The sequence below is a fragment of the Pseudomonas chlororaphis subsp. chlororaphis genome, from assembly GCF_003945765.1.
Classification (GTDB): domain Bacteria; phylum Pseudomonadota; class Gammaproteobacteria; order Pseudomonadales; family Pseudomonadaceae; genus Aquipseudomonas; species Aquipseudomonas chlororaphis.
In genome coordinates, this window is the sequence record NZ_CP027712.1 from 5,157,661 (window position 1) to 5,182,079 (window position 24,419).

Annotated in this window: 22 protein-coding genes, 3 tRNA genes and 1 riboswitch; of the genes, 3 read left to right on the plus strand and 22 right to left on the minus strand. The window is 60.8% G+C overall.

Annotated features, from left to right (window positions below):
* Nucleotides 1–25: 25 nt before the first annotated feature.
* Nucleotides 26–205 carry a PA3371 family protein gene (locus C4K27_RS23185; protein WP_081002337.1) on the plus strand — a complete coding sequence of 60 codons (180 nt, stop codon included), beginning with the start codon at nt 26–28 and terminating at the stop codon, nt 203–205.
* Here the strand turns inward: C4K27_RS23185 and phnN are convergent.
* Entirely contained in the window at nt 180–764 is a 585-nt protein-coding gene (gene phnN / locus C4K27_RS23190) for a phosphonate metabolism protein/1,5-bisphosphokinase (PRPP-forming) PhnN (protein WP_053262288.1), read from the minus strand. The genes C4K27_RS23185 and phnN overlap by 26 nt on opposite strands.
* Before the next feature lie 381 nt (nt 765–1,145).
* Here phnN and C4K27_RS23195 point away from each other — a divergent pair, with 381 nt between their 5' ends.
* Nucleotides 1,146–1,472: an Arc family DNA-binding protein gene (locus tag C4K27_RS23195; RefSeq protein ID WP_003178899.1), complete on the plus strand. Its 327-nt coding sequence runs from the start codon at nt 1,146–1,148 to the stop codon at nt 1,470–1,472.
* 142 nt (nt 1,473–1,614) lie between these two features.
* Here C4K27_RS23195 and mgtE read toward each other — a convergent pair whose 3' ends face one another.
* The 8 genes from mgtE to ltaE form a co-directional block, all read right to left on the minus strand.
* A complete protein-coding gene (mgtE, locus tag C4K27_RS23200) occupies nt 1,615–3,057 on the minus strand; it encodes a magnesium transporter (RefSeq protein WP_007921578.1) in 1,443 nt (480 codons plus the stop codon).
* A 474-nt stretch (nt 3,058–3,531) separates the two neighbouring features.
* Nucleotides 3,532–3,608: transfer RNA gene (locus tag C4K27_RS23205), tRNA-Arg, on the minus strand.
* 72 nt (nt 3,609–3,680) lie between these two features.
* Nucleotides 3,681–3,757: transfer RNA gene (locus tag C4K27_RS23210), tRNA-Arg, on the minus strand.
* A 107-nt stretch (nt 3,758–3,864) separates the two neighbouring features.
* A tRNA-Ser gene (locus C4K27_RS23215) sits at nt 3,865–3,955 on the minus strand.
* A gap of 62 nt (nt 3,956–4,017) precedes the next feature.
* Entirely contained in the window at nt 4,018–4,206 is a 189-nt protein-coding gene (csrA, locus tag C4K27_RS23220) for a carbon storage regulator CsrA (protein ID WP_002554426.1), read from the minus strand.
* Between the two features lie 185 nt (nt 4,207–4,391).
* Nucleotides 4,392–5,633 (minus strand): aspartate kinase, encoded by a 1,242-nt coding sequence (locus C4K27_RS23225; RefSeq protein ID WP_007921569.1) that lies wholly within the window; start codon nt 5,631–5,633, stop codon nt 4,392–4,394.
* A gap of 96 nt (nt 5,634–5,729) precedes the next feature.
* Complete coding sequence (alaS, locus tag C4K27_RS23230) at nt 5,730–8,354, minus strand: alanine--tRNA ligase (RefSeq protein WP_053262290.1); 2,625 nt, start codon at nt 8,352–8,354, stop codon at nt 5,730–5,732.
* A gap of 146 nt (nt 8,355–8,500) precedes the next feature.
* The gene (gene ltaE / locus C4K27_RS23235; RefSeq protein ID WP_053262291.1) at nt 8,501–9,505 is read right to left on the minus strand and encodes a low-specificity L-threonine aldolase; all 1,005 of its coding nucleotides are present in this window, start codon (nt 9,503–9,505) and stop codon (nt 8,501–8,503) included.
* A gap of 211 nt (nt 9,506–9,716) precedes the next feature.
* Nucleotides 9,717–9,888: riboswitch (FMN riboswitch) on the plus strand.
* A 122-nt stretch (nt 9,889–10,010) separates the two neighbouring features.
* Here ltaE and C4K27_RS23240 point away from each other — a divergent pair.
* Complete coding sequence (locus tag C4K27_RS23240; protein WP_053262292.1) at nt 10,011–10,517, plus strand: 6,7-dimethyl-8-ribityllumazine synthase; 507 nt, start codon at nt 10,011–10,013, stop codon at nt 10,515–10,517.
* 186 nt (nt 10,518–10,703) lie between these two features.
* Here the strand turns inward: C4K27_RS23240 and astE are convergent, their stop codons facing one another.
* The 13 genes from astE to C4K27_RS23305 form a co-directional block, all read right to left on the minus strand.
* On the minus strand, nt 10,704–11,714 hold the full coding sequence (gene astE, locus C4K27_RS23245) for a succinylglutamate desuccinylase (RefSeq protein ID WP_053262293.1): 1,011 nt from the start codon (nt 11,712–11,714) through the stop codon (nt 10,704–10,706).
* A gap of 13 nt (nt 11,715–11,727) precedes the next feature.
* The gene (locus tag C4K27_RS23250; RefSeq protein WP_007921560.1) at nt 11,728–12,015 is read right to left on the minus strand and encodes a hypothetical protein; all 288 of its coding nucleotides are present in this window, start codon (nt 12,013–12,015) and stop codon (nt 11,728–11,730) included.
* 63 nt (nt 12,016–12,078) lie between these two features.
* On the minus strand, nt 12,079–13,425 hold the full coding sequence (astB, locus tag C4K27_RS23255) for an N-succinylarginine dihydrolase (protein WP_053262294.1): 1,347 nt from the start codon (nt 13,423–13,425) through the stop codon (nt 12,079–12,081).
* Between the two features lie 207 nt (nt 13,426–13,632).
* Nucleotides 13,633–15,102: a succinylglutamate-semialdehyde dehydrogenase gene (astD, locus tag C4K27_RS23260; RefSeq protein WP_164523782.1), complete on the minus strand. Its 1,470-nt coding sequence runs from the start codon at nt 15,100–15,102 to the stop codon at nt 13,633–13,635.
* Entirely contained in the window at nt 15,099–16,124 is a 1,026-nt protein-coding gene (gene astA / locus C4K27_RS23265; RefSeq protein ID WP_007921553.1) for an arginine N-succinyltransferase, read from the minus strand. Before astA ends, astD begins: the two co-directional genes overlap by 4 nt.
* 82 nt (nt 16,125–16,206) lie before the next feature.
* Entirely contained in the window at nt 16,207–17,226 is a 1,020-nt protein-coding gene (aruF, locus tag C4K27_RS23270) for an arginine/ornithine succinyltransferase subunit alpha (RefSeq protein ID WP_007921551.1), read from the minus strand.
* 133 nt (nt 17,227–17,359) lie between these two features.
* Nucleotides 17,360–18,580, minus strand: a complete 1,221-nt coding sequence (locus C4K27_RS23275; RefSeq protein WP_053262296.1) for an aspartate aminotransferase family protein — start codon at nt 18,578–18,580, stop codon at nt 17,360–17,362.
* 326 nt (nt 18,581–18,906) lie between these two features.
* Complete coding sequence (gene argR, locus C4K27_RS23280; protein WP_009045160.1) at nt 18,907–19,887, minus strand: transcriptional regulator ArgR; 981 nt, start codon at nt 19,885–19,887, stop codon at nt 18,907–18,909.
* Nucleotides 19,888–20,001: 114 nt separating this feature from the next.
* Complete coding sequence (locus tag C4K27_RS23285; RefSeq protein ID WP_007921545.1) at nt 20,002–20,766, minus strand: ABC transporter ATP-binding protein; 765 nt, start codon at nt 20,764–20,766, stop codon at nt 20,002–20,004.
* Nucleotides 20,767–20,789: 23 nt separating this feature from the next.
* On the minus strand, nt 20,790–21,902 hold the full coding sequence (locus C4K27_RS23290; RefSeq protein ID WP_053262297.1) for a succinylglutamate desuccinylase/aspartoacylase family protein: 1,113 nt from the start codon (nt 21,900–21,902) through the stop codon (nt 20,790–20,792).
* A gap of 1 nt (nt 21,903) precedes the next feature.
* Nucleotides 21,904–22,602, minus strand: coding sequence for an ABC transporter permease (locus tag C4K27_RS23295; protein ID WP_007921542.1), 699 nt, complete (start codon nt 22,600–22,602; stop codon nt 21,904–21,906).
* On the minus strand, nt 22,599–23,288 hold the full coding sequence (locus C4K27_RS23300; protein WP_007921541.1) for an ABC transporter permease: 690 nt from the start codon (nt 23,286–23,288) through the stop codon (nt 22,599–22,601). The genes C4K27_RS23295 and C4K27_RS23300 overlap by 4 nt, the downstream gene beginning before the upstream one ends.
* A gap of 91 nt (nt 23,289–23,379) precedes the next feature.
* Entirely contained in the window at nt 23,380–24,156 is a 777-nt protein-coding gene (locus C4K27_RS23305) for an ABC transporter substrate-binding protein (RefSeq protein ID WP_007921537.1), read from the minus strand.
* Between the last annotated feature and the right edge of the window lie 263 nt (nt 24,157–24,419).

The following is a 24,419-nucleotide window of genomic DNA, read 5'->3' on the forward strand; positions in this document are numbered from 1 at the left end:
ATATCACCCCATCAGGAGCCTGTTAATGTCCCGACTTGCCAAAGGCCTTCTCATCCTGGCAATACTCAGTGCCACACTGGGTTGCTTCACCACTGAAAATACTCTGGGTGATGCGCCCCGGGTTGCCTGTGGTGTTTTTTCCGGCCTGTTCCTGCTGGCGCTAGTGTTGGGACGTAAAATCAAGTTCGACCCTGTATTGCGCTGATCCCCTGCGACCTCAATAGCTTCAGAAAACGCTCAAGCGTCACGGACAGCTCGCTCGAGTTATCCAGAAAAAACACGGACTCTCCCAGCACAGGCCCGCCCTCAGCGGAAAAAAGAGCGCTTCTCTTGAGTCTCGCCTCGATCTGCGCCGCACTTTCGCGACCGCGGTTCATCAGCCTTTGCCGCAGCACGTCGATGTCCACCGTTAACAGAATCGCCAAAAGATCCGGATAACGCTGGCGAGCCTGATCCAGGTGAGCCCTGGAGCCATTGATCAGGACATGACGCCCACTGACCAGCCATTCGTCGATCTGCACGGGAATTCCGTAGGCCAGGCCATTGGCCCGCCAGCACAAGGCAAAGGCGCCCTGCCGCTCAAGACGCTCGAACTCGTCAGCACTTACCCCATGAGCCGCCTCCCCCACGGATTCCGCAGAACGGGTGATCACCCGCCGCACCACATCACAGCCGAGTTGCGCCAGAGGACGGCGCGCAGCCTCGATCAGGCTGTCCTTTCCCGATCCGGAAGGCCCCATCAAATAAATCAATCTGCCTGGCATTCGAAGACTCCATGGCACTCGCAGCCTAGTAAATCGGCAATTTGCCACTATCCTGTACAAGGTAGGAAACAATGATCGGATCCGCATGCATGCCCGTCTGGCGACGCACAAGCGCACCACCATCGGACATCAGGACGCGGGCAGATAGGCGGACCAGGCAATCTTTTCAAACCAGTCCGCATTTCTGATAATTGGTGCTGGCATAACGCCTTTACCCAGTTCAATATTTGTCACAGAATTGACGCCAAGGATCTGGCTATTTTGAGGCATGATGCGGGCCTCTTAACAATTCAGGTTGAACATTTGGCAGCAACGCTTGTCCTAACTGACATCCCGCGGCCAATTCCGAGAACCGCTCCCCTGAACTAACCGGTTAAATATATGCGCCCATTGAAACAGGCAATTTATTCCAGCCGTACGGCTGACAAGTTCGTCGTACGTCTACCCGACGGGATGCGTGAACGCATTGCCGAGGTGGCTCGCAATCATCACCGCAGCATGAACTCCGAAATCATCGCGCGCCTGGAACAGAGTCTTATTCAGGAAGGAGCCTTGGGTGAAGAGTTGAGCATGCGCCTGGACAGCCCAGAACTCTCCTTGCATGAACGCGAACTGCTTCAACGTTTCCGTCAACTTTCCCACCGCCAGCAGAACGCTCTTGTTTCGCTGATCGCCCATGACGCCGAAATGGCCGCAGACGCTTCCTGATTCGACCTCGAAAGCTAGAGCCAGCCTTGTGCTGGCTTTTTTTTGCGCGAAATTTGCTGCTCGAACGCTACAAACACAGAAGCCTGGATGGCAAGGGGATGGAGAAAACGATACAGCCCCATTAGAGGGGCTGCATGCGGGATCAAAGCAGGAAGATGGTGGCCAGCCCAAGGAAGATAAAGAAGCCGCCACTGTCGGTCATGGCCGTGATCATGACGCTGGCCCCCATGGCCGGGTCGCGCCCCAGGCGCGCCAGCGTCATCGGAATCAGAACCCCCATCAGCGCCGCCAGCAACAGGTTGAGCGTCATGGCCGCCGTCATCACCACACCCAACGACCAGCTGCCGTAGAGCAGATAAGCCACCACGCCGATGACTCCGCCCCAGACCAGGCCGTTGATCAACGCCACCGCCAGCTCCTTGCGCATCAGACGCGAGGTATTGCCGGTGCTGACCTGGTCCAGCGCCATGGCGCGAACGATCATGGTGATGGTCTGGTTACCCGAGTTGCCGCCAATACCCGCCACGATCGGCATCAGGGCCGCCAGGGCCACCAGCTTTTCGATGGAGCCCTCAAACAGACCGATCACTCGCGAAGCGACAAATGCGGTGATCAGGTTGATTGCCAGCCAGGCCCAGCGGTTGCGCAGGGAACGCCAGACCGAGGCAAAAATATCTTCTTCTTCACGCAGACCAGCCATGTTGAGGACTTCGGTCTCGCTCTCCTCACGAATCAGGTCGACCATTTCATCGATGGTCAGACGGCCGATCAATTTGCCGTTCTTGTCGACCACCGGTGCCGAAATCAAGTCGTAGCGCTCGAATGCCTGCGCAGCGTCGTAGGCATCTTCGTCCGGATGGAAACTTACCGGGTCGCTGGCCATGACTTCCGAAACCTGTTTCTCCGGATCATTCACCAGCAACCGCTTGATGGGCAGCACACCTTTGAGCACGCCGTCATAGTCGACGACGAACAGCTTGTCAGTATGGCCTGGCAACTCTTTGAGGCGACGCAGATAACGCAGAACCACTTCAAGGCTGACATCCTCACGGATGGTCACCATCTCGAAGTCCATCAACGCACCGACCTGCTCCTCGTCATACGACAATGCGGAGCGAACGCGCTCGCGCTGCTGGCCGTCCAACGCTTCCATCAGCTCATGGACAACGTCTCGCGGCAGCTCGGGGGCCAGGTCAGCAAGTTCGTCGGCGTCCATCTCCTTGGCAGCAGCCAGGAGCTCATGATCGTCCATGTCGGCGATCAGGGTTTCACGTACGGAATCGGATACTTCGAGCAGGATGTCGCCGTCACGCTCGGCCTTGACCAACTGCCAGACAGTCAGACGCTCGTCGAGCGGCAAGGCTTCAAGGATATAGGCAACGTCGGCAGAGTGCAGATCGTCGAGCTTGCGTTGCAGCTCGACAAGGTTTTGCCGGTGGACCAAGTTCTCGACCCGATCCTGATGATGACCTTCCTGACGATGAGTCAGGTCTTCGACCACCCGCTGGCGCTGCAGCAGCTCAACGACTTGAGCGAGGCGATCCTGCAGGCTGTCTTGTGTTTTCTTTACTTCTACTTCGGTCATAGGCGAACTCCACTCCCAGCAGAGGAGCACGCCGGAAGGATCAATCAGTCAATTCATGATTGTAAAAACGGGATACTGAGTAACTACTGGGTAAGTCCATGGAGGTATTCCACAAGCCCCGGCGGGGCTGACGGGCGCAATCATACACCGCTTGACGGCTTTAAACGTTAAAAAATCATGGCAAGAACAAGCGCTTGCGGCGCAAAGCTGAAGAAGCGCTGAATCTATAAAGCTGCGACGCACCATCCGAAAAAGAAAACACACCCCAGACGAAAAAACTGCGCCCGGAACTCACTCTCGCTATCGATTCACAGTTGCCGGGAGCTTTCGAAAGGCCACATCAAAAGGACAGGCACACGCAGAATACGACGCGAGAATGATCGCGACGTTCAAACAGAGGAACCAATAAAGAAGGGAGAAAACCCAAACGGCAGAAAGCAAAAAGCCCGCAATAAATGCGGGCTTCTTGGTATATGGTGCACTCGACAGGATTCGAACCTGTGACCGCTCGGTTCGTAGCCGAGTACTCTATCCAGCTGAGCTACGAGTGCAATTTGTGTTTTTAGACCAGACCACAACTGGCTGAAGCCAAGTTATTCACATTACTGCAAACAACTCTTAAATGGTGCACTCGACAGGATTCGAACCTGTGACCGCTCGGTTCGTAGCCGAGTACTCTATCCAGCTGAGCTACGAGTGCATTTGTTGCCGCGCATTATAGGCCGTTAAATCTTTTTGTAAAGCACTTTTTCTAGTAATTTCAACAACTTACAGAAGAAGCCAGATTACAACGAACTAAGCAAATAATGGCGGAGAACGGGGGATTCGAACCCCCGACACCCTTTTGAGGTGTACTCCCTTAGCAGGGGAGCGCCTTCGGCCACTCGGCCAGCTCTCCGCAACACGGGGCGTATATTAACCAGCTTTCTCCCCGTTTGCAAACAAAAAAAACGATAAAAATTAATGGCTTGGTTCTTCGTCCTTCTCTTTCTTTATCCGCAGGTAAATTTCTTCCCGGTGCACCGCTACCTCTTTAGGGGCGTTGACACCGATACGCACTTGATTTCCTTTGACGCCAAGCACGGTCACGGTGATTTCGCCATCACCAATAATCAGGCTTTCTGCGCACCGACGAGTCAGAATCAGCATACCTTTCTCCTCACGCATTTCATTTCAGGGACAACAGTCTGCAAAAAAAAGGGTATCGACCTACAACCAGGACGGCCGTAGCCCTACACGCCTAAGTATTGACTAGCGCGAGCAAAAGAACAGTTTTCTGTCACGCCGATCAAAAAAACAAAGGGCGCGGTAAACCGCGCCCTTCGGGCAACGCATCACTCGCCCTGTCGGGCCGGAGCGTCCAGTTCGAAAGCCGTGTGCAGAGCGCGCACAGCCAGTTCCAGGTACTTCTCTTCGATCACCACGGAAACCTTGATTTCCGAGGTCGAGATCATCTGGATGTTGATGCTTTCCTTGGCCAGTGCTTCGAACATGCGGCTGGCAACACCCGCGTGGGAACGCATGCCGACGCCAACGATCGAGACCTTGGCGATCTTGGTATCGCCTACCACTTCCCGGGCGCCGATTTCACGGGCAGTGTTTTCCAGCACTTGCTGGGCTGCCAGGTAATCGTTGCGGTGCACAGTGAAGGTGAAGTCGGTGGTGTTATCGTGCGAAACGTTCTGCACGATCATGTCGACTTCAATATTCGCGGCACTGATCGGGCCGAGAATCTTGAAGGCCACGCCGGGAGTGTCTGGCACGCCACGGATGGTCAGCTTGGCTTCATCGCGGTTAAAAGCGATGCCGGAAATGATCGGCTGTTCCATGGATTCCTCTTCATCAATAGTAATGAGGGTACCCGGACCCTCCTTGAAGCTGTGCAGTACGCGCAGCGGAACGTTGTACTTGCCGGCGAACTCGACCGCGCGGATCTGCAGCACCTTGGAACCCAGGCTGGCCATTTCCAGCATTTCTTCGAAGGTGATCTTGTCCAGGCGCTGGGCCACGGACACCACGCGCGGATCGGTGGTGTAGACGCCGTCGACATCGGTGTAGATCTGGCATTCGTCAGCCTTCAGGGCTGCCGCCAGTGCCACGCCGGTGGTGTCGGAACCGCCACGACCGAGGGTAGTGATGTTGCCGTGCTCGTCGACGCCCTGGAAACCTGCGACCACAACCACGCGACCAGCCTTCAGGTCACCGCGAATTTTCTGATCGTCGATCTGCAAAATGCGTGCTTTATTGTGCGCGCTATCGGTCAGAATCCGCACCTGGTTGCCGGTATAGGAGACTGCCGGCACGCCGCGCTTGATCAGCGCCATGGCCAGCAGTGCGATCGTCACCTGCTCACCGGTGGAAACGATCACGTCCAGCTCGCGAGGAACCGGCTGACCGTCGCCGCTGATTTGCTTGGCAAGGTCGATCAGACGGTTGGTTTCGCCGCTCATGGCCGACAGCACAACCACCAGGTCGTCACCGGCTTCGCGGAATTTTTTCACCTTGTCGGCGACCTGCTCGATTCTTTCGACGGAACCGACCGAGGTACCTCCAAATTTCTGTACGATCAAAGCCATTTCTAAGCCGCCTCAGCCCGTAAAGGGGCGCCCATTAATCAATCAAACTGCGCAGCTCCAAAGCCCGCCACTAGACGACGGGCTCGGCTTGGAACCTTAAATCCCCTGCTCGACAAACGGAACGGTCAGGGCCAGCGCGGCATCCAGCGCAGCGGCATCGACACCGCCGCCCTGCGCCATGTCCGGACGACCACCGCCCTTCCCGCCCACTGCCGCAGCGGCTTGCTTCATCAAATCACCGGCTTTGAGTTGGCCAGTCAGGTCCTTGGTTACGCCCGCAACCAGTACGACCTTTTCCTCATGGACACTGCCGAGCAGGATCACTGCGCGACCGAGTTTGTTTTTCAACTGATCGACCAGCGCCAACAGCGCCTTGCCGTCCTGACCGTCCAGGCGCGCCGCCAGCACTTTCGCGCCTTTGACATCCAGCGCCTGCGCCGACAGGTCGTCGCCAGCGGCACTGGCGGCCTTGGCCTGCAGCTGCTCGAGCTGTTTTTCCAGCAGACGGTTGCGCTCCAGCACGGCCGACAGCTTGTCGATCAGGTTGTCACGGCTGCCCTTGACCAGGGTCGCCGCTTCCTTGAGTTGCTCTTCCGCAGCGTTCAGGTACGCCAGTGCCGCGGCACCAGTGACGGCTTCGATACGGCGTACACCCGAAGCGACGCCACCTTCGCTGATGATTTTCAAAAGGCCGATATCACCGGTGCGGTTGGCGTGGATACCGCCACACAGTTCAACGGAGAAATCGCCGCCCATGCTCAGGACACGCACGCTGTCGCCGTACTTCTCGCCGAACAGCGCCATGGCGCCTTTCTGCTTGGCGGTGTCGATATCGGTTTCTTCGGTTTCCACCGCGGTGTTCTTGCGAATCTCGGCGTTGACGATATCTTCCAGGGCCTTGATCTGCTCAGGCTTGATCGCTTCGAAATGGCTGAAGTCGAAACGCAGGCGCTGACTGTCGACCAGCGAACCCTTCTGCTGTACATGCTCGCCCAGCACCTGGCGCAGAGCGGCGTGCAGCAAATGGGTGGCCGAGTGGTTCAACGAAGTGGCGTGACGCACCTCGGCATCCACCTGGGTTTGCACCGGTGCACCAACGGTCAGGCTGCCGCTGGCCAAGACGCCGTGGTGCAGGAAAGCACCGCCGGTCTTGGTGGTATCGCGCACGTCGAAACGCGCGTTACCCGCTTGCAGGTAACCGCAGTCGCCGATCTGGCCGCCCGACTCGGCGTAGAAAGGCGTCTGGTCGAGAACAACCACGCCCTCTTCGCCTTCACTCAGCACGTCGACCGATTGCCCTTCCTTATAAAGAGCAACCACCTTGGCCGAACCACTGGTGGCGTGATAACCGGTGAATTCGGTGGCCACATCGACCTTGACCAGGCTGTTGTAGTCCATGCCGAAGGAGCTGGCGGAACGGGCACGTACGCGCTGGGCTTCCATCTCGCGCTCGAAACCTTCCTCGTCGAGGGTCAGTTCGCGCTCACGGGCGATGTCGCCAGTCAGGTCCATAGGGAAACCGTAGGTGTCATACAGCTTGAACACCACGTCGCCCGGTACCACCGTGCCTTTGAGTTCGGCCAGGTCCTGCTCGAGGATCTTCAGGCCCTGCTCCAGGGTCTTGGCGAACTGCTCTTCTTCGGCTTTCAGCACGCGCTCGATGTGCGCCTGCTGGGATTTCAGTTCCGGGAAGGCTTCGCCCATCTCGGCGACCAGCGCGGCCACGATCTGATAGAAGAAGCTGCCCTTGGCGCCCAGCTTGTTGCCGTGACGGCAAGCGCGGCGAATGATGCGACGCAGGACATAACCGCGGCCTTCGTTGGAAGGCAGCACGCCGTCGGCGATCAGGAAGCCGCAGGAACGGATGTGGTCGGCCACGACTTTCAAAGACGCCTGGGCATCGTTGGTGCAACCGATGGCCTTGGCCGCCGCGTTCAGCAGGCTCTGGAACAGGTCGATTTCATAGTTCGAGTGAACGTGCTGCAGGACCGCACTGATCCGTTCCAGGCCCATGCCGGTGTCCACCGACGGCGCTGGCAACGGATGCAACACACCATCGGCGGTGCGGTTGAACTGCATGAATACGTTGTTCCAGATCTCGATATAACGGTCGCCGTCCTCTTCCGGCGAGCCCGGTGGGCCACCCCAGATGTCGGCGCCGTGATCGTAGAAAATCTCGGTGCAAGGACCGCACGGGCCGGTATCGCCCATGGTCCAGAAGTTGTCGGAGGCGTATGGCGCGCCCTTGTTGTCGCCGATACGGACCATGCGCTCGGCCGGAACCCCGACTTCCTTGGTCCAGATGTCATAGGCCTCGTCATCGCTGGCGTAGACGGTGACCCAGAGCTTTTCTTTCGGCAGGTTCAGCCACTTGTCGGAGGTCAGGAACGTCCAGGCGAAAGTGATGGCGTCACGCTTGAAGTAATCGCCGAAACTGAAGTTGCCCAGCATTTCGAAGAACGTGTGGTGACGGGCGGTGTAACCGACGTTTTCCAGGTCGTTGTGCTTGCCGCCGGCGCGTACGCATTTCTGGCTGCTTACGGCGCGGGTATAGGCGCGCTTTTCCTGGCCCAGGAAGCAGTCCTTGAACTGGTTCATCCCCGCGTTGGTGAACAGCAGGGTTGGGTCGTTGCCCGGAATCAAAGAGCTGGAGGCTACACGGGTGTGGCCTTGCTCTTCGAAGAAGCGAAGGAAGGCTTCACGGATTTCTGCGCTTTTCATTAGGTTCTTCCACGGAGACTGCGGCCAAAGGCCTGTGCGAAACGTCATCAGACGAAACGACGGCAAAGGGCCGCATTATATCGGCCCTGAGCTTGGGGTACAGCGTGTTTATACGATAGAGACGGTCAATTGGACGGCTAACACTGTCAGTTGCGGGAAAAATCGATAAAAGTCCCGACGACCTGCTCGATTTGTGCACGACTGACGTCCATATGGGTGACCATCCGCAGCCGCGACGCGGCGCTCAGCCTGATCCCGCGTTCGCCGGCGAAGGCCTTGAGCGCTTCTGCCCTGTCCCCCATCGCGACATAGACCATGTTGGTCTGCACCGGCTCGACGTCATAGCCCGCCTCACGCAGCCCCTCCGCCAGCAACTGGGCATTGGCGTGGTCATCGGCCAGGCGCGCTACGTGATGATCGAGCGCATACAGGCCCGCCGCAGCCAGGATTCCGGCCTGGCGCATGCCACCGCCGACCATCTTGCGCAGGCGCCTGGCCTTGCCGATCAGCTGCGCCGAACCGCACAGCACCGAGCCCACCGGCGCACCCAGGCCCTTGGACAGGCACACCGAAACCGAATCGAAGTGCTGGGTGATCTGCCGCGCATCGACACCCAGCTTGACCGCCGCGTTGTACAGCCGCGCGCCGTCCAGGTGCAGGGCCAGGCCATGCTCACGGGTGAAGGCCCGGGCCTGCGCCAGATAGCTCAATGGCAGCACCTTGCCCTGCATGGTGTTTTCCAGCGCCAGCAGGCGGGTACGGGCAAAGTGGAAATCATCCGGCTTGATCGCCGCGGCCACTTGGGCCAGATCCAGCGAGCCGTCGGCCTGGACTTCCAGCGGCTGTGGCTGGATCGAACCCAGCACCGCCGCGCCGCCACCCTCGTACTTATAGGTATGCGCCTGCTGGCCGACGATGTATTCGTCGCCACGCTCACAATGGGCCATCAAGCCCAGCAGGTTGCTCATGGTGCCGGTCGGCACGAACAGCGCTTCGGCGAACCCCAGGCGCTGCGCCAGTTCAGCTTCCAGGCGGTTGACCGTTGGATCTTCGCCGTAGACATCATCGCCCGTGGCCGCCGTGGCCATAGCTTCCAGCATGCCTGCCGTGGGTTGGGTAACGGTGTCACTACGAAGATCGATAACGCTCATGAATCAGGCCTCGGCAAGGGGACGCGAACGTCGCTGCGGATAGGGAAATTCTTTCGAACTGAATTACTACGGGCACAACCGAGATTTATCAAGGCCCGCCCGGGAAAAGCCCAGCGTTGGACATGAAAAACCGATGTTTATCATCCAAACGCCGCAATGCACCGCCGAAAAATATGTGTTACAAACTCACCGCCGCCGCAAAGCCCGGTGGCAACGTTCTCAGGGCGGGGTGCAATTCCCCACCGGCGGTAATTGCGCGCAATGCGCATAGCCCGCGAGCGCTTGGCGACAGGCACCGCTTCGGCGGCCAATGACGGCAAGGTCAGCAGACCCGGTGTGATCCCGGGGCCGACGGTCATAGTCCGGATGAAGAGAGAACGGGATTGGTGCCAAAGGGCCGTCCACAGACCTGCGCATGGCTGCTTGTGCGCCAGGCCTGTACGTACCCTTAAATCCCTTTCGATTCATAACGCCCTGTTTTTCATACAAACAGGAGTCAGAACAGATGCAACCCACCGCAATCGATAGCAAAAGCAAACAGCATCACGGCGAACGCGTGGCGTTTATCCAGGCCTGCTGGCACAAGGAAATCGTCGACCAGAGCCGCAAAGGGTTCGTCAGCGAAATGCTCGCCCAGGGTTATCAGGAAAGTGATATCGACTTCTTCGAAGTCGGCGGCGCCTTTGAAATTCCACTGCACGCCAAGCTGCTGGCCAAGTCCGGTCGTTATGCCGGCATCGTCGCCGCGGGCCTGGTGGTGGACGGCGGTATCTACCGCCACGAATTCGTCGCCCAGTCGGTGATCAGCGGCCTGATGCAGGTCCAGCTGGAAACCGAAGTGCCGGTGTTCTCGGTGGTCTTGACCCCGCACCACTTCCACGCTGGTGAAGAACATCAGAAGTTCTTCTTCGAGCATTTCGTGCACAAGGGCCAGGAAGCCGCGAAGACCTGCGCCGACACCCTGCACAAGACTCGCGCCCTGCGTCGTCACGAGCAGCGGGTAGCGGTGTAAGCGCCAGACGCTGAAAGCAAAATCGCGAGCCAGCTCGCTCCTACAGGGATCGAGCTGGCTCGCGATGCTTTTTGTGGCCGCTACTGCAGGCTGCGATAAGGCCCGCAGGGCCTTCTAATCAACCTCAAAAGCGGCGCCCGCTACGCGGTCGATCGCAGCCTTCGGCAGCGGCTACAGATTGCCGTATCAGGCCAGGCCGTCAGCCGTGGTCGGCACGATCAGGATCCCGGCACGCAGGCCGTTCTTCACCTTGGGGTTGGGGAAAATGATCCGCGCACCCTCCTCCTCGACTATCCAGCGGGTCTGGGCGATGTCGTCGGCCAGCAGGTAACCCACTTCCAATTCGGAGAAGTTCTCGATGTCCGCCGGCAGATGCAGGTGGAAGGTATCGCTGTGCTTGATGATTTCCCGAGCGACGCTGAACAGCTGCAAGCCATCCAGCTTCTCCTCCGTCATGGGCGGTTCGCGGCCTTCGATGATCTGCTTGAGACGGGTTTCCAGACGCTCGACATTCACCCCCTGGTTCTGCCCGAACGGCCGGGCCTTGCCCAGCTCCAGGGTGAAAGACTCGGCGTCCAGCTTGTCGTAGGTATAGGAGCTGAACACGATGGACGGTTTGTTCTGCAGCAGCACCGCCTGCATGCCCGCGGCCCGCAGGCGCGCCAGTTCCCGGCGCGAGTGCTGGCGACCTTCCTTCCACGGATACAGGGCGAACTGTTCGATCTTCGAACCGCGGATCGCCGTGTGCAGGTCGTAGTGCAGGCGGGTACGCTCCGGCAGGCTGAAGAAACTCGCCGCCAGGCGCTCCAGCTCGCAGGCGCGCAAGGCTTCGTTGCCGCTGCTTTGTTCATGACGGCCATTGAACAGCCGGTTGATGTCCTGCTCGATAAAACGCTCGCCGCGGCGCATGGCCTCGGGGTTGCCGAACAGGAACAGAATGCGTGCGCACGGCTTGAGGTCGCCGCGGGCGATGTCGTGCAACAGACGGTCGAGCAACTCGATCGGTGCCGTCTCGTTGCCGTGGATGCCGGCCGACAACAGCACATCCATGCCATTGTCCCGCGCCTGGGGTGGCCGGACTTCCAGCGCACCTTCGCTCAGCCAGCGCATCCGCACGCCGTCGACAGTCAGTTGAGTCTTCTCCGCCGGTTCACGACCGGCGAGGGTCAGTTCAAGCAGTTTGCCGAGGGCGAGCATAGAACGTTATTCCTTAATGGTCGTGCTGGCAGTCAGGGCCGTGCACGTGATCGTCGTCACCAGCGTCGGCCGGTTCCATTTCCAGTTGCAGACTTACCAGATTAGTCGCCAATGGGCGCAGCAGCAGGTTGGCGTATTCTTCGTCGCCTTCCTCGACGTCCACGCCGATCAGCAGCTGGCCACGGCCGTCCTGCTGGATCCACAGTTCCTTGCCTTGCCACATCACGGCAACGCGGGTGCAGGAAGTTTCCAGTTGAGTGCCGTCGGTGTCTTCAAGGATCAGCTGCAGGGTATCGCTCATTTATTACGCTCTCATCTGGAGGTAAAGCGGCGCGCCTGGATCAGCAGAAGCAGGCGCGGGCTTTTAATTGATCTGGAATGGATAAACCGCGCCCAGTTTAAGGATTTGCGTCAGTTCATCCAGTGCCGTCCGGCACTCAAGCAGCAATTGCGGGTCCGCCAGATCGTTTTCGCTCAGGCGGTCGCGGTAGTGCCTGTCGACCCATTGGGTCAGCGTGCCGTACAACGGCGCAGTCATGATAACCCCTGGGTTGACCGCCGCCAGCTCGGTTTGATTGAGCGCGACCCGTAGCCGCAGGCACGCCGGGCCACCGCCGTTCTGCATGCTCTGCTTGAGGTCGAAGACTTTCACTTCGCGGATCAGGCCGCCGGAGCTGGTCAGGCTTTGCAGGTACTGCCAGACACGCTCGTTGCCGCGGCACTCTTCCGGCACGATCAGCAGCATCGAGCCATCGGCGCGGGACAGCAACTGGCTGTTGAACAGGTAGGAACGCACCGCGTCTTCCACCGTGACCTGCGAGCGCGGCACACAGATCGACTGGAAGTTGCCGCCACACTTGCCCAGCTTGGCCTGCAGCTCGGCGAGCATCTTGTCGGTCTCGAGGAATGCGTCCTCGTGATAGAACAGCACTTCGCCGTTACCCACCGCGATCACATCGTTGTGGAACACACCCTGGTCGATCACCGACGGGTTCTGCTGGGCATACACCACACCGTCGTTGCTCAGGCCGTGCAGCCGGGCGACGGCCAGCGAGGCTTCCAGGGTCTGGCGCGCCGGGTACTTCTGCGGTGCCGGGTAGCGGGTATCGAAGGCGCTGCGCCCGAAGACGAAGAACTCGACACCGGCCTGGCCATAGTCGCGGCAGAAACGGGTATGGTTGGCCGCGCCTTCATCGCCGAACTGCGCCACCGCCGGCAACGCCGCGTGATGGGCGAAGTGTTTCTGGTCGGCGAACATCGCCCCCAGCACGCGACTGGTGGTCGGGTGCTCGATGCTGCGGTGATATTTGCAGTTCAGGTTGGCGGCGGTGAAATGCACGCGACCGTCAGCGGTGTCGGCGCTCGGGCTGACCGTGGCGGCGTTGGCCACCCACATGCTCGACGCCGAGCAACTGGCGACCAGCAGCGGCATCGCATCCTTGGCGGCGCGCTCGATGACCTGCGCATCGCTGCCGGCAAAACCCAGCCGACGCAGGGCGGCCACGTCCGGGCGTTCCTGGGGTGCCAGCACGCCTTGTTGGAAACCCATTTCCATCAGCGCTTTCATTTTCGCCAGGCCCTGCAGCGCGGCCTCCCTGGGGTTGGAAGACTGCTGGCTGTTGCTCTGGGACGCGACGTTGCCGTAGGACAGGCCGCCGTAGTTATGGGTAGGCCCCACTAGACCGTCGAAATTGACTTCATAGGATTTCATCAGCGAGGCTCCACGAGAATCTGTTGTTATAGGCATCGGTATCAGTACATGTCTTGAGGCCGTCGGCGCCCGCTTCGCGGGACGATCGCAGCCTGCGGCAGCGGCTACAGGGTTACCACAACCACCGACGCCCCGCCGCTCTCTGTAGCCGCTTCGCAGGCTGCGATAAGGTCCACAAGACCTTCCAGCAATCTGCGGCGCAACCCATCACCCCAGGCGTACACCCGGCGTCAGCGCGCTCGGCAAGGTCAGGCTCGAGGCTTCCAGCGACGCCACCGGGTACGCGCAGTAATCCGCCGCGTAATAGGCACTGGCGCGATGGTTGCCCGAGGCACCCACACCGCCGAACGGCGCGCTGCTCGCGGCACCGGTCAGCTGCTTGTTCCAGTTGACGATACCGGCCCGGCTTTCCAGCCAGAACTGCTGGTAACGCACCTCGGAATCCGACAGCAGACCCGCCGCCAGACCGTATTGGGTGTCGTTGGCCTCGGCGATCGCCGCTGCGAAATCGGCGTAGCGAATCACTTGCAGCAAGGGGCCGAACAGTTCTTCGTCCGGGCGCTCGGCCACGGCGGTCACGTCGAGAATGCCCGGGGTCAACAGCGCGGCCTGGGCCTGCGGCTGGGTCATTTCCAGCAGCGCCACGGCGCCATTGGCCAACAGGTTTTCCTGGGCCTGCATCAGCGCGCGGGCCGCGCCAAGGGAAATCACCGAGCCCATGAACGGTGCCGGCTGCTGGTCAAACGCACCGACCTCGATGGTCGAGCTGACCGCCACCAGGCGCTCCAGCAACTGATCGCCCCAGGCGCCTTGCGGCACCAGCAGGCGGCGTGCGCAGGTGCAACGCTGGCCGGCGGAAATGAAGGCCGACTGGATGATGGTGTAGACCGCCGCGTCCAGGTCCGCGACCTGGTCCACCACCAGCGGATTGTTACCGCCCATCTCCAGCGCGAGGATCTTGTCCGGGCGGCCGGCGAACTGCTGGTGCAGGTGATTGCCGGTACGACTGGAACCGGTGAAGAACAGACCGTCGATCCCCGGGTTGGCAGCCAGGGCGATGCCGGTTTCCCGCGCACCTTGCAGCAGGTTCAGAACGCCCACCGGCAGGCCGGCTTCGATCCAGCACTTGACGGTCAGCTCGGCGACTTTCGGGGTCAGCTCGCTGGGCTTGAACAGCACGCTGTTACCCGCCAGCAGCGCAGGAACGATATGCCCGTTAGGCAGATGGCCTGGAAAGTTGTAAGGGCCGAACACCGCCACCACGCCATGGGGCTTGTGGCGCAATACCGCGGTGGCGTCGCCCAGCGGGCCGCTCTTCTCACCGGTGCGTTCACGGTAGCTCTGCACCGAAATCGCGATCTTGTTGACCATGCTGGTCACTTCGGTGGCGGCTTCCCACAGCGGCTTGCCGGTTTCCTCGCCGATGCAGCGGGCCAGTTCGTCGGCATGGCTTTTCAGGCTGGCGGCAAAGGCTTCCAGCACCGCGATCCGCTCGTCCAGCGACCGCTTGGCCCAGGCCGGGAATGCCTGGCGCGCGGCCTGCACCGCACTTTCAACCTGGGCGACGGTGGCGCCGTTGCCCGACCACAGCACCTGCTGGGTCACCGGATTCAAGGATTCAAAGGCTTCGCCCTGGCCTGGCAGCCATTGGCCTGCGATGTACAGCGTGTTCATTATTTCGACTCCCGGGAAGCAGACAGCGCAACGGCACGGACCTGATCGCCCGCATTGAGTTGCAGGCGTTTGGCGGTCAGTGCATCAACCACCAGGGTGCCCGACGCGAAGCGCGCGGGTGCGGCGGTGATCCGGCAATCCTCGCGCTTGCGGTTATGAATCAGGAAAGGCGTGGCGTCGTCGCCCGGCGTGCCGATGGCCAACACCAGCGCCTGGCTGTCGCGCACCGCGCGGATCTTGGCGGTTTCGCACTCCACCGCCGGGCCGGCGTCGAAGATGTCGACGTAACCCTGGTAGCTGAAGCCCTCGCTCTTGAGCATGGCCAGCGCCGGCTCGGTATCGGTGTGCACCTTGCCGATCACGTTGCGCGCGCCTTCGGAGAGGAAGCAGGTGTACAGAGGGAACTTCGGCATCAGTTCGGCGATGAACGCCTTGTTGCCCACGCCAGTCAGGTAGTCGGCCTGGCTGAATTCCATCTTGAAGAAGTGCCGGCCCAGGCTTTCCCAGAATGGCGAGCGCCCGGCTTCATCGGACATGCCGCGCATCTCGGCGATGATCTTGTTGCCGAACAACTGCGGGAATTCGGCGATGAACAGCATGCGTGCCTTGGCCAGCATGCGGCCGTTGAGGCCGGTGCGGTAATCGGCATGCAGGAACAGCGAGCACAGCTCGGAATTGCCGGTCAGGTCGTTGGCCAGGAACAGCGTCGGAATCTCGCGGTAGATGTTCAGCTCCTGGGAGGCGCTGACGGTCAGGCCGACCCGGAAGTTGTACCAGGGCTCGCGCAGGCCAACGGCGCCGGCGATCGCGGAAATCCCCACCACGCGGCCGTTGTCGTCCTCGAGCACGAACAGGTAATCCGCATCGCCCCGCTCGGCTTCGCCACGGAAGGTCTTTTCCGCCCAGCCCACGCGGTGTTTCAGGCGTTCTTCGTTGGCCGGCAAGGTGGTAAGGCCAGTGCCGGTGCTGCGGGCCAGGTCGATCAGAGCGGGTAAGTCGCTGCTGCGTACGGGACGAACGATCATGCTATCTCCTCAGACGGGCGCCGCTGACGGCCCCCGCGAAACTCGCTGCTTTCCAGGATTCTTCCGGCATTTGCCGCAGCCGTTAAACCGCCACCAGGCGCACGCTGGCACCTTCGCCGACGCCCAGGGCTTCGGCCGCTTGCAGATCCAGGGTCACCGGTTTGCCCGGCGCGTAATCCAGCTCCAGCATCACCGCGCGGTAATCCTGCAACTGCGCATTGGCGACCAGGTACTGGCGTCCGCCGCCCTTGGCGACCTCGCCGATCTTCACCGGCACCACGCGGCTCTGGGCGATCGAGCGGATCCCCGAGACCCGGGCGTGCAGGGTCGGGCCACCGTCGAAGATGTCGATGTAATGGTCGGTCTCGAAGCCTTCGCGCATCAGGATGTCGAAGGTGATCTGCGCCCGCGGGTGCACCTGGCCCATGGCTTCCTGCGCGGCATCCGGCAGCAGCGGCACATAGATCGGGTAATGCGGCATCAGCTCGGCGAGGAAGGTGCGGCTTTTCAGCCCGCACAGACGCTCGGCGGCGGCGTAGTTGAGGTCGAAGAAGTTGCGACCGATGGCATCCCAGAACGGCGAGTCGCCATTCTCATCGCTGTAGCCAACGATCTCGGTCACCACCGAATCGGCGAAACGCTCCGGGTGGCTGGCGACGAACAGCAGGCGACCGCGAGAATTGAGTTCCGACCACGGCGAACCCACCAGTTCCGGGACCACATAGAAGCTGGTCAGCAGGCTGTTGCCAGTCAGGTCGTGGCACTGGGAGAGCACGTGGATCTTGTTGTGGATCTTCAGCTCGCGGGAGGCGTGCACGAAAGTCTCGTTACGGAAGCTGTAGAACGGCTCGGAATAACCGGCCGAGGCGACGATGGCCGAGCAACCGACCAGCTTGCCGGTTTCGGTGTCCTCAAGGACGAAGAAATAGCTCTCCTCGCCATTGAAGCTCACCTCGGCGGCGAACGAAGCCTCGCTTGCGGCGATCTTGTCGCTCAGGCGTTCCACGTCATCCGGCAAGGAAGTGACACCAATCGGGCTGTCCGCAGCCAGACGCTGTACCTCGCCCAGATCAGCCATTTGCGCGGGGCGCATCACCAGCATGGTGTCACTCCTTACTCGAAACAGGCCGGCCAGGAGGCCGACTCAGGGAAAAAAATGCCGGGACAGCCCGGCACCGAAAATGAGGCTCGACGCTTGCCCTGCAGACAAGCGCCGAGAAGTACCGCGGCCCGAATCAGGCCTGGGTCAGCTTGGCGACCGCGCGCTCGAAGCGCTGCAGGCCTTCTTCGATGTCCGCTTCCTCAACCACCAGGCTCGGGGCGAAACGCACCACGTCCGGGCCGGCCTGGAGGATCATCAGGTTTTCTTTTTCAGCGGCGTTGAACACGTCCTTGGCCTTGCCTTTCCAGACATCGCTGAGCACGCAACCGAGCAGCAGGCCCAGGCCACGCACTTCGGTGAACAGGCCGTACTTCTCGCCGATCTGCAGCAGGCGGGTCTTGAAGCGATCGTGCTTGGCCTTCACACCGTTCAGCACTTCGGGCGTGTTGATCACGTCGATCACCGCGCCGGCCACCGCGCATGCCAGCGGGTTGCCGCCGTAGGTGGTGCCGTGGGTACCGACCACCAGGTGCTTGGCCAGCGCCTCGGTGGTCAGCATCGCAGCAATCGGGAAACCGCCGCCCAGGCTCTTGGCGCTGGTCAGGATGTCCGGGGTCACGCCGTAGTGCATATAGGCGAACAGCTCGCCGCTGCGGCCCATGCCGGTCTGCACTTCGTCGAACACCAGCAGCGCGTTGTGCGCGTCGCACAGCTCGCGGGCGCCTTGCAGGTAAGCCTGCTCGGCCGGCAACACGCCGCCTTCGCCCTGGATCGGCTCCAGTACCACCGCGCAGGTCTTGTCCGAAATCGCCGCTTTCAATGCCGCCAGATCGTTGTAAGGAACGTGGGTGATACCGGTGATTTTAGGACCGAAGCCATCGGAGTATTTCGACTGGCCGCCGACGTTCACGGTGAACAGGGTGCGACCGTGGAAGCTGTTGAGGGCCGCGATGATTTCGTATTTTTCCGCGCCGAAACGGTCGAAAGCGACACGACGGGCCAGCTTGAAGGCGGCCTCGTTGGCCTCGGCCCCGGAGTTGCAGAAGAACGCGCGCTCGGCAAAGGTGGCATCGACCAGCTTGTGGGCCAGGCGCAGGGCCGGCTCGTTGGTAAAGACGTTGGATACATGCCACAGCTTGTTGGCCTGCTCGGTCAGCGCCGCGACCAGCGCCGGATGGGCGTGGCCCAGTACGTTGACCGCGATCCCGCCGGCAAAGTCGATCAGCTCTCGGCCCGACTGATCCCAGACTCGGGAGCCCGCGCCACGCACAGGAATGAAAGCCGCAGGTGCATAGTTGGGAACCATGACCTGATCGAAATCGGCGCGTTGCACCGGAGCTTGCTCAACGGACATCGGAGTCTCCTGAAGAGGAACGCCTGCCTGAAACTGGCGAGCGATGGGGGGATTGTAAGGACAGTTTTCTGCCCGGCCTTGTCGCCAAGCGACAACTTCTTATAGCGCCAACCCCGGTTTTACGCGGGTTTACGGCAATGCGACAAATAGCGTCGCAAAGGCGCAGTTTAAACTGCTGGAGGCTTTAACGGCAGGATTGTCCAACGATTTGCGCCACACAATACGGCGCCATCGCGAGCAAGCTTCGCTCCTACAGAAGAATGCATTCCGTGTAGGAGCGAAGCTTGCTCGCGATAGCAATTTGACAGGTAAAACGAAGAGGTGGATCAACCGCGCTCGGAAGGCACCGAAGACAGTTCGAACGGGCTGCTACTACGCCGCTGGTTGCGGTCCTCCCGCGGCGTGGCGCCGAAGAAGTTGCGGTAGGCGCTGGAGAAATGCGGCCCCGAGGAGAAACCGCAGGACAGGCCGATCTGGATGATCGATTTGCTGGTCTGCATCAACATCTGCCGCGCCTTGTTCAGGCGCAATTCCAGGTAGTACTGGCTCGGCACACGATTGAGGTATTGCTTGAAAATCCGCTCCAACTGCCGACGCGAGACGCACACATGCTGGGCGATTTCGTCGGTGGTCAGCGGCTCCTCGATATTGGCCTCCATCAGCAGCACCGCCTGGGTCAGCTTCGGGTGACTGGAACCCAGGCGGTTCTGCAACGGAATGCGTTGGCGCTCGCCGCCTTCGCGGATCCGCTCGACCACCAGTTCTTCCGAGACCGCGCCGGCCAGTTCCGCGCCGTGGTCACGGGCCAGCACCGCCAGCAACAGATCCAGCACCGACATCCCGCCGCAGGCCGTCAAGCGATCGCGATCCCAATCGAACAGATGGCTGGTGGCGATGACCTTGGGGAAGCGCTCGGCGAAATCATCCTGCCAGCGCCAATGCACCGCCGCCCGATAACCGTCGAGGAGCCCCAGTTGCGCCAGGGGATACACACCGGCGGACAAGCCGCCGATCACACACCCGGCACGCACCAGTTGCTTGAGCGCGCTGCTCAGGGCGGGCGCCAGGGTGGCAGGCGGCTCATCGGCCAGCAGGAACAGTTTCTGACAGCCTTCGAGCTTGCCCGACCAGGGTTCACCGGGCAGTTGCCAGGCGCCGTCGGCCGGCGCTTCGGCCTGCAGGAAGGCCAGTTCGTAGACCACTTCCGGATGCACGCGCTGAGCGACACGCAAGGCCTCCTCGGCCAGCGCCAGCGTCAAGGCTTTAGTGCTGGGCCAAATCAGGAAACCAATTCGATGGGCAGTCATGGCGGGCAATCCGAAACGAAAACAGTGTTAGAGGCCAAAGGCGGCTGCAACCAAATTAGACCATCTGGCGCGCGGTGCGCAGCATGACCTAATTTGGTGCATTACGGGAGCGATTTACTTCAGGCTGCCCGAGAGGAATTGTTGCAAACGTTCCGATTGCGGATTGACCAGCACTTCGCGCGGGTTGCCACTCTCTTCCACCAAACCCTTGTGCAGAAATATCAGCTGGTTCGAGACTTCACGGGCAAAGCCCATTTCGTGGGTCACCACCACCATGGTCCGGCCTTCCTGGGCCAGGGCCTGCATCACTTTCAGCACGTCGCCCACCAGCTCGGGGTCGAGCGCCGAAGTCGGCTCGTCGAACAGCATGACCTCAGGCTCCATCGCCAGCGCCCGGGCGATCGCCACGCGCTGCTGCTCACCGCCGGACATGTGGCCCGGGTAGGCATCCTTGCGATGCGCCACACCAACCTTGGCCAGGTAGTGCTCGGCCTTTTCACGGGCTTCGGCCTTGGGTACGCCGAGCACATGCACCGGCGCTTCCATGATGTTTTCGATGGCGGTCATGTGCGACCACAGGTTGAAGTGCTGGAAAACCATCGACAGGCGCGAACGCATGCGCTGCAACTGTTTTGGATCGGCCGCCTTCAGGGCGCCGTCCTTGTTCGCCACCAGCTTCAACTCTTCGTTGTTCAGCAGGATCTTGCCGGCGTGCGGCTGCTCCAGCAGGTTGATGCAACGCAGGAAGGTGGATTTGCCGGAGCCACTGGAGCCGATGATGCTGATCACATCGCCAGCCGCCGCTTTCAGGGACACGCCCTTGAGCACTTCGTGACTGCCATAGCGTTTATGCAGGTCTTGGACTTCAAGTTTGTACATGCTGTCGGTTCTCACAAAAGCAGTCAGTCGTTGAGCAAGCGCCCGTGCCGCAGCGCTTCGCGCCCCGCCACCTTGGCCAGCCAGAAACCGGGTTGGGCGTAACGCAGCCGCTCAACGGCGAACAACACGCCGCTGGTGCCAGCACACAGGGTGCTGACCCGATCGGATAAGGGATCAATCACTTCAAAAATCGGCTCGCCCTTCTCCACCCAGCTACCGGCCGGACGCAGAAAACTCACCACGCCGGGATGCGGCGCAAACAACAATTCGGTGCCTTCGAAAGGCATGGCCTCACACGCTTCATGCTGCGGCGCCGGCCATTCGCCCGCGATCAGCCCCTGCTCGGCGAGAAACGCCAGGATGCCCTCGGCGTGCGCCTCGGCTTGCGGGCGACCGGTGTCGGCCTGACCGCCCAGCTCGAGGGTGGTCGCCAGGCAGGCCAGCGGAATCTGCGCCTGCGGGAACTGGCGCGACAGGCGCAGCCAGGGCAGCGAACAGGCCTCGTCAAACGAACTGCCGCCAGAGTCTTCCGCCAGCAAGCCGACACGCACGTTCAGATGGGCCGCCAGCGAACGCCACTGCGGCCAATGCTGCGGCAAGGCGTACATATGCAGCGCCGCTTCCGCATCACAGTGCAGGTCCAGCACCACATCCGCGGTGCAGGCATGACTCAGGAGAATACGCTGCATGCCTTGCAGCTGGCTCGATGGCGCCGGCAGTTCGGCCAGCACATCACTCATGGCCTGGCGAATCATCTGGATATTGGCGTGCGGGTCATCCCCCAGGCACCCTTCCAGGCGAGCCGCGACCGGCACACTCAGCTCGACGAAATCGCGATTGAAGTTCTTGCCGCTGCCAGCCTCGAACCGCCCCTGGTGATTGCCCTGCAACAGCTGCCCCAGGCCCATCGGGTTGGCCACCGGCACCAGTTCGATCACGCCGTTCAGCGCGCCCTGGGCTTCCAGTTCGGCCAGGCGCTTTTTCAGCTCCCAGGCGGTGCGCATCCCGGGCAGTTCGTCCGCATGCAGGCTGGCCTGGATATAGGCCTTGCGCTCGCCGCGGCCGAAACGGAACACCGAGATCTGCCGCTCGCTGCCCAGGTGGTTCCATGGCAATGCGTGGTCAATGCGTTCCATATCAGTGCTTCCGCGGCGCCAGGTAGCGCAGCCAGCGGCCTTCGGCCAGCTTGAACAGGCGCACCAGGATAAAGGTCAGGCACAGGTAGAACACGCCGGCGGTGATGTAGGCCTCGAACGGCAGGTAGTACTGCGCGTTGACCGTACGGGCCGCACCGGTGATGTCGATCAGGGTCACGATGGAGGCCAGGCTGGTGGTCTGCAGCATCATGATCACTTCATTACTGTACTGCGGCAGTGCCCGGCGCAAAGCCGACGGCAGCAGGATGCGGGCATACATTTTGTAGCGCGACATGCCCATGGCCTTGGCCGCTTCAATCTCGCCGTTCGGCGTGGCCTTGAGGCTGCCGGCGATGATTTCGGCGGTGTAGGCGCTGGTGTTGATGGCAAATGCCAGGCACGCACAGAAGGTCGCACTGGACAGCCAAGGCCAGAGAAAGCTCTGACGCACCACGTCGAACTGCGCCAGGCCGTAGTAGATCAGGAACAATTGAACCAGCATCGGCGTGCCGCGGATCACATAGGTGTAGAGCCAGGCGCTGAGGTTGACGATCGGCTGCTTGGACACCCGCATCAGCCCCAGGGGCAGCGCCGCCAGCAGGCCGAAGAACAGCGACAGGGCCAAGAGTTTCAGGGTGGTCAGCAGGCCGCTGAAATACAGCGGCAAGGCCTCATAGATGACGTTGTAGTCGAAGATCATAGATCAGCCGCCCTTACGCCTACCGAGTAGCGCTTCTCAAGGTGACGCAATGCCAGCAACGAGACACTGGTAATAACCAGGTACATCGCCGCCACCGCGAGGAAGAAGGTGAAAGGCTCGCGAGTGGCATCAGCCGCCTGCTTGGCCTTGAACATCATGTCTTGCAGGCCTACCACCGAAATCAGCGCGGTGGCCTTGGTCAGTACCAACCAGTTGTTGGTAAAGCCCGGAATCGCCAAACGGATCATCTGCGGCACCAGCACCCGGAAGAACACCTGGAAGCTGTTCATGCCATAGGCCATGCCCGCTTCCGCCTGCCCCTTGGGAATCGCCATGAAGGCACCGCGGAAGGTTTCCGACAGGTAGGCACCGAAGATGAAGCCCAGGGTGCCGATACCGGCAGCCAGCGGGTTCAGGTCGATGTAGTCGTCGTAACCCAGCATTGGCGCGACACGGTTGAGCAGGTCCTGGCCGCCGTAGAAGATCAGCAGGATCAGCACCAGGTCGGGAATCCCGCGGATCACCGTGGAATACAGGTCGCCCAGCCACGCCAGCCAGCGCACCGGCGAGAGACGCAGTGCGACCCCGATCAGACCCAGAACGATGGCCAGGGCCATGGACGACAAGGCAAGCTGAAGCGTCAGCCAAGCGCCATCGAGGATGACAGCCCCGTAGCCTTTCAACATGATTCAGGTCCTCGAAAATTAGGATGAAAAAATGGCGCAAACTTCAGAGATTCTGCTGCTTGCGCCATCTCGGACTTGCTGATTCGACGATTTACTGGCCGTAAATGTCGAAGTCGAAGTACTTGTCCTGGATTTGCTTGTACTTGCCGTTCTCGCGAATGGCGGCGATCGCACCGGTGATCTTGTCTTTCAGCGCATCGCCTTTGCGTACGGCGATACCCACGCCGTCGCCGAAGTATTTGCTGTCGGTGAACGCCGGGCCGACGAACGCGAAGCCTTTGCCGGCGTCGGTTTTCAGGAAGCCGTCATTCAGCAGGGTAGCGTCTGCCACGGTGCCGTCGAGGCGACCGGCCGCCACGTCCAGGTAGATCTCGTTCTGCGAGCCATATGGCTTGATCTCGGCACCCAGCGGAGCCAGCACTTCACGGGCGAAACGCTCGTGGATCGAACCACGCTGCACGCCGATGTTCTTGCCCTTGAGCTCGGTCAGGCCATCGCTGACCTGGGTACCGGCCTTCATGACCAGGCGCGCAGGGGTGTTGTAGTACTTGCCGGTGAAGTCCACGGACTTCTTGCGGTCGTCGGTGATCGACATGGACGACAGGATCGCATCGATCTTGCGTACCTTGAGCGCAGGGATCAGGCCGTCGAACTCCTGCTCGACCCACACGCACTTGACCTTCATTTCTTCGCACAGGGCGTTGCCGATGTCGTAGTCAAAACCGACGATGCTGCCGTCCGGAGCCTTGGAGGCGAATGGAGGGTAAGCCGCTTCGATACCAATTTTCAGAGGCTTTTCATCGGCGAACGTCGGCAGGGAAAGCACGGAGGACAGTGCCAGGGCGCCAAGAAGCACGAGTTTCTTCATCTTAGGACTCCATCGGTAAAGGGCGAAAACGGCAGAGTGAGCGACAGCCCAATATGCGAATGGGTGGAACCTGATAGCGGTGCTGCGTCCTTGAGGACCTGGCCACGAACCCCATGCGGGTTCCCAGGCAGGCAACGACGAGCGAGTGATCGGCATTCTAACGACAGGCCCGAAGCCGATATTTCCTCAATGCGACAACAAATTACAGAAGCACCGAGAAACCAGGCCGAGCACATTGACAGCTCTTCAGATTTATGCAAGAG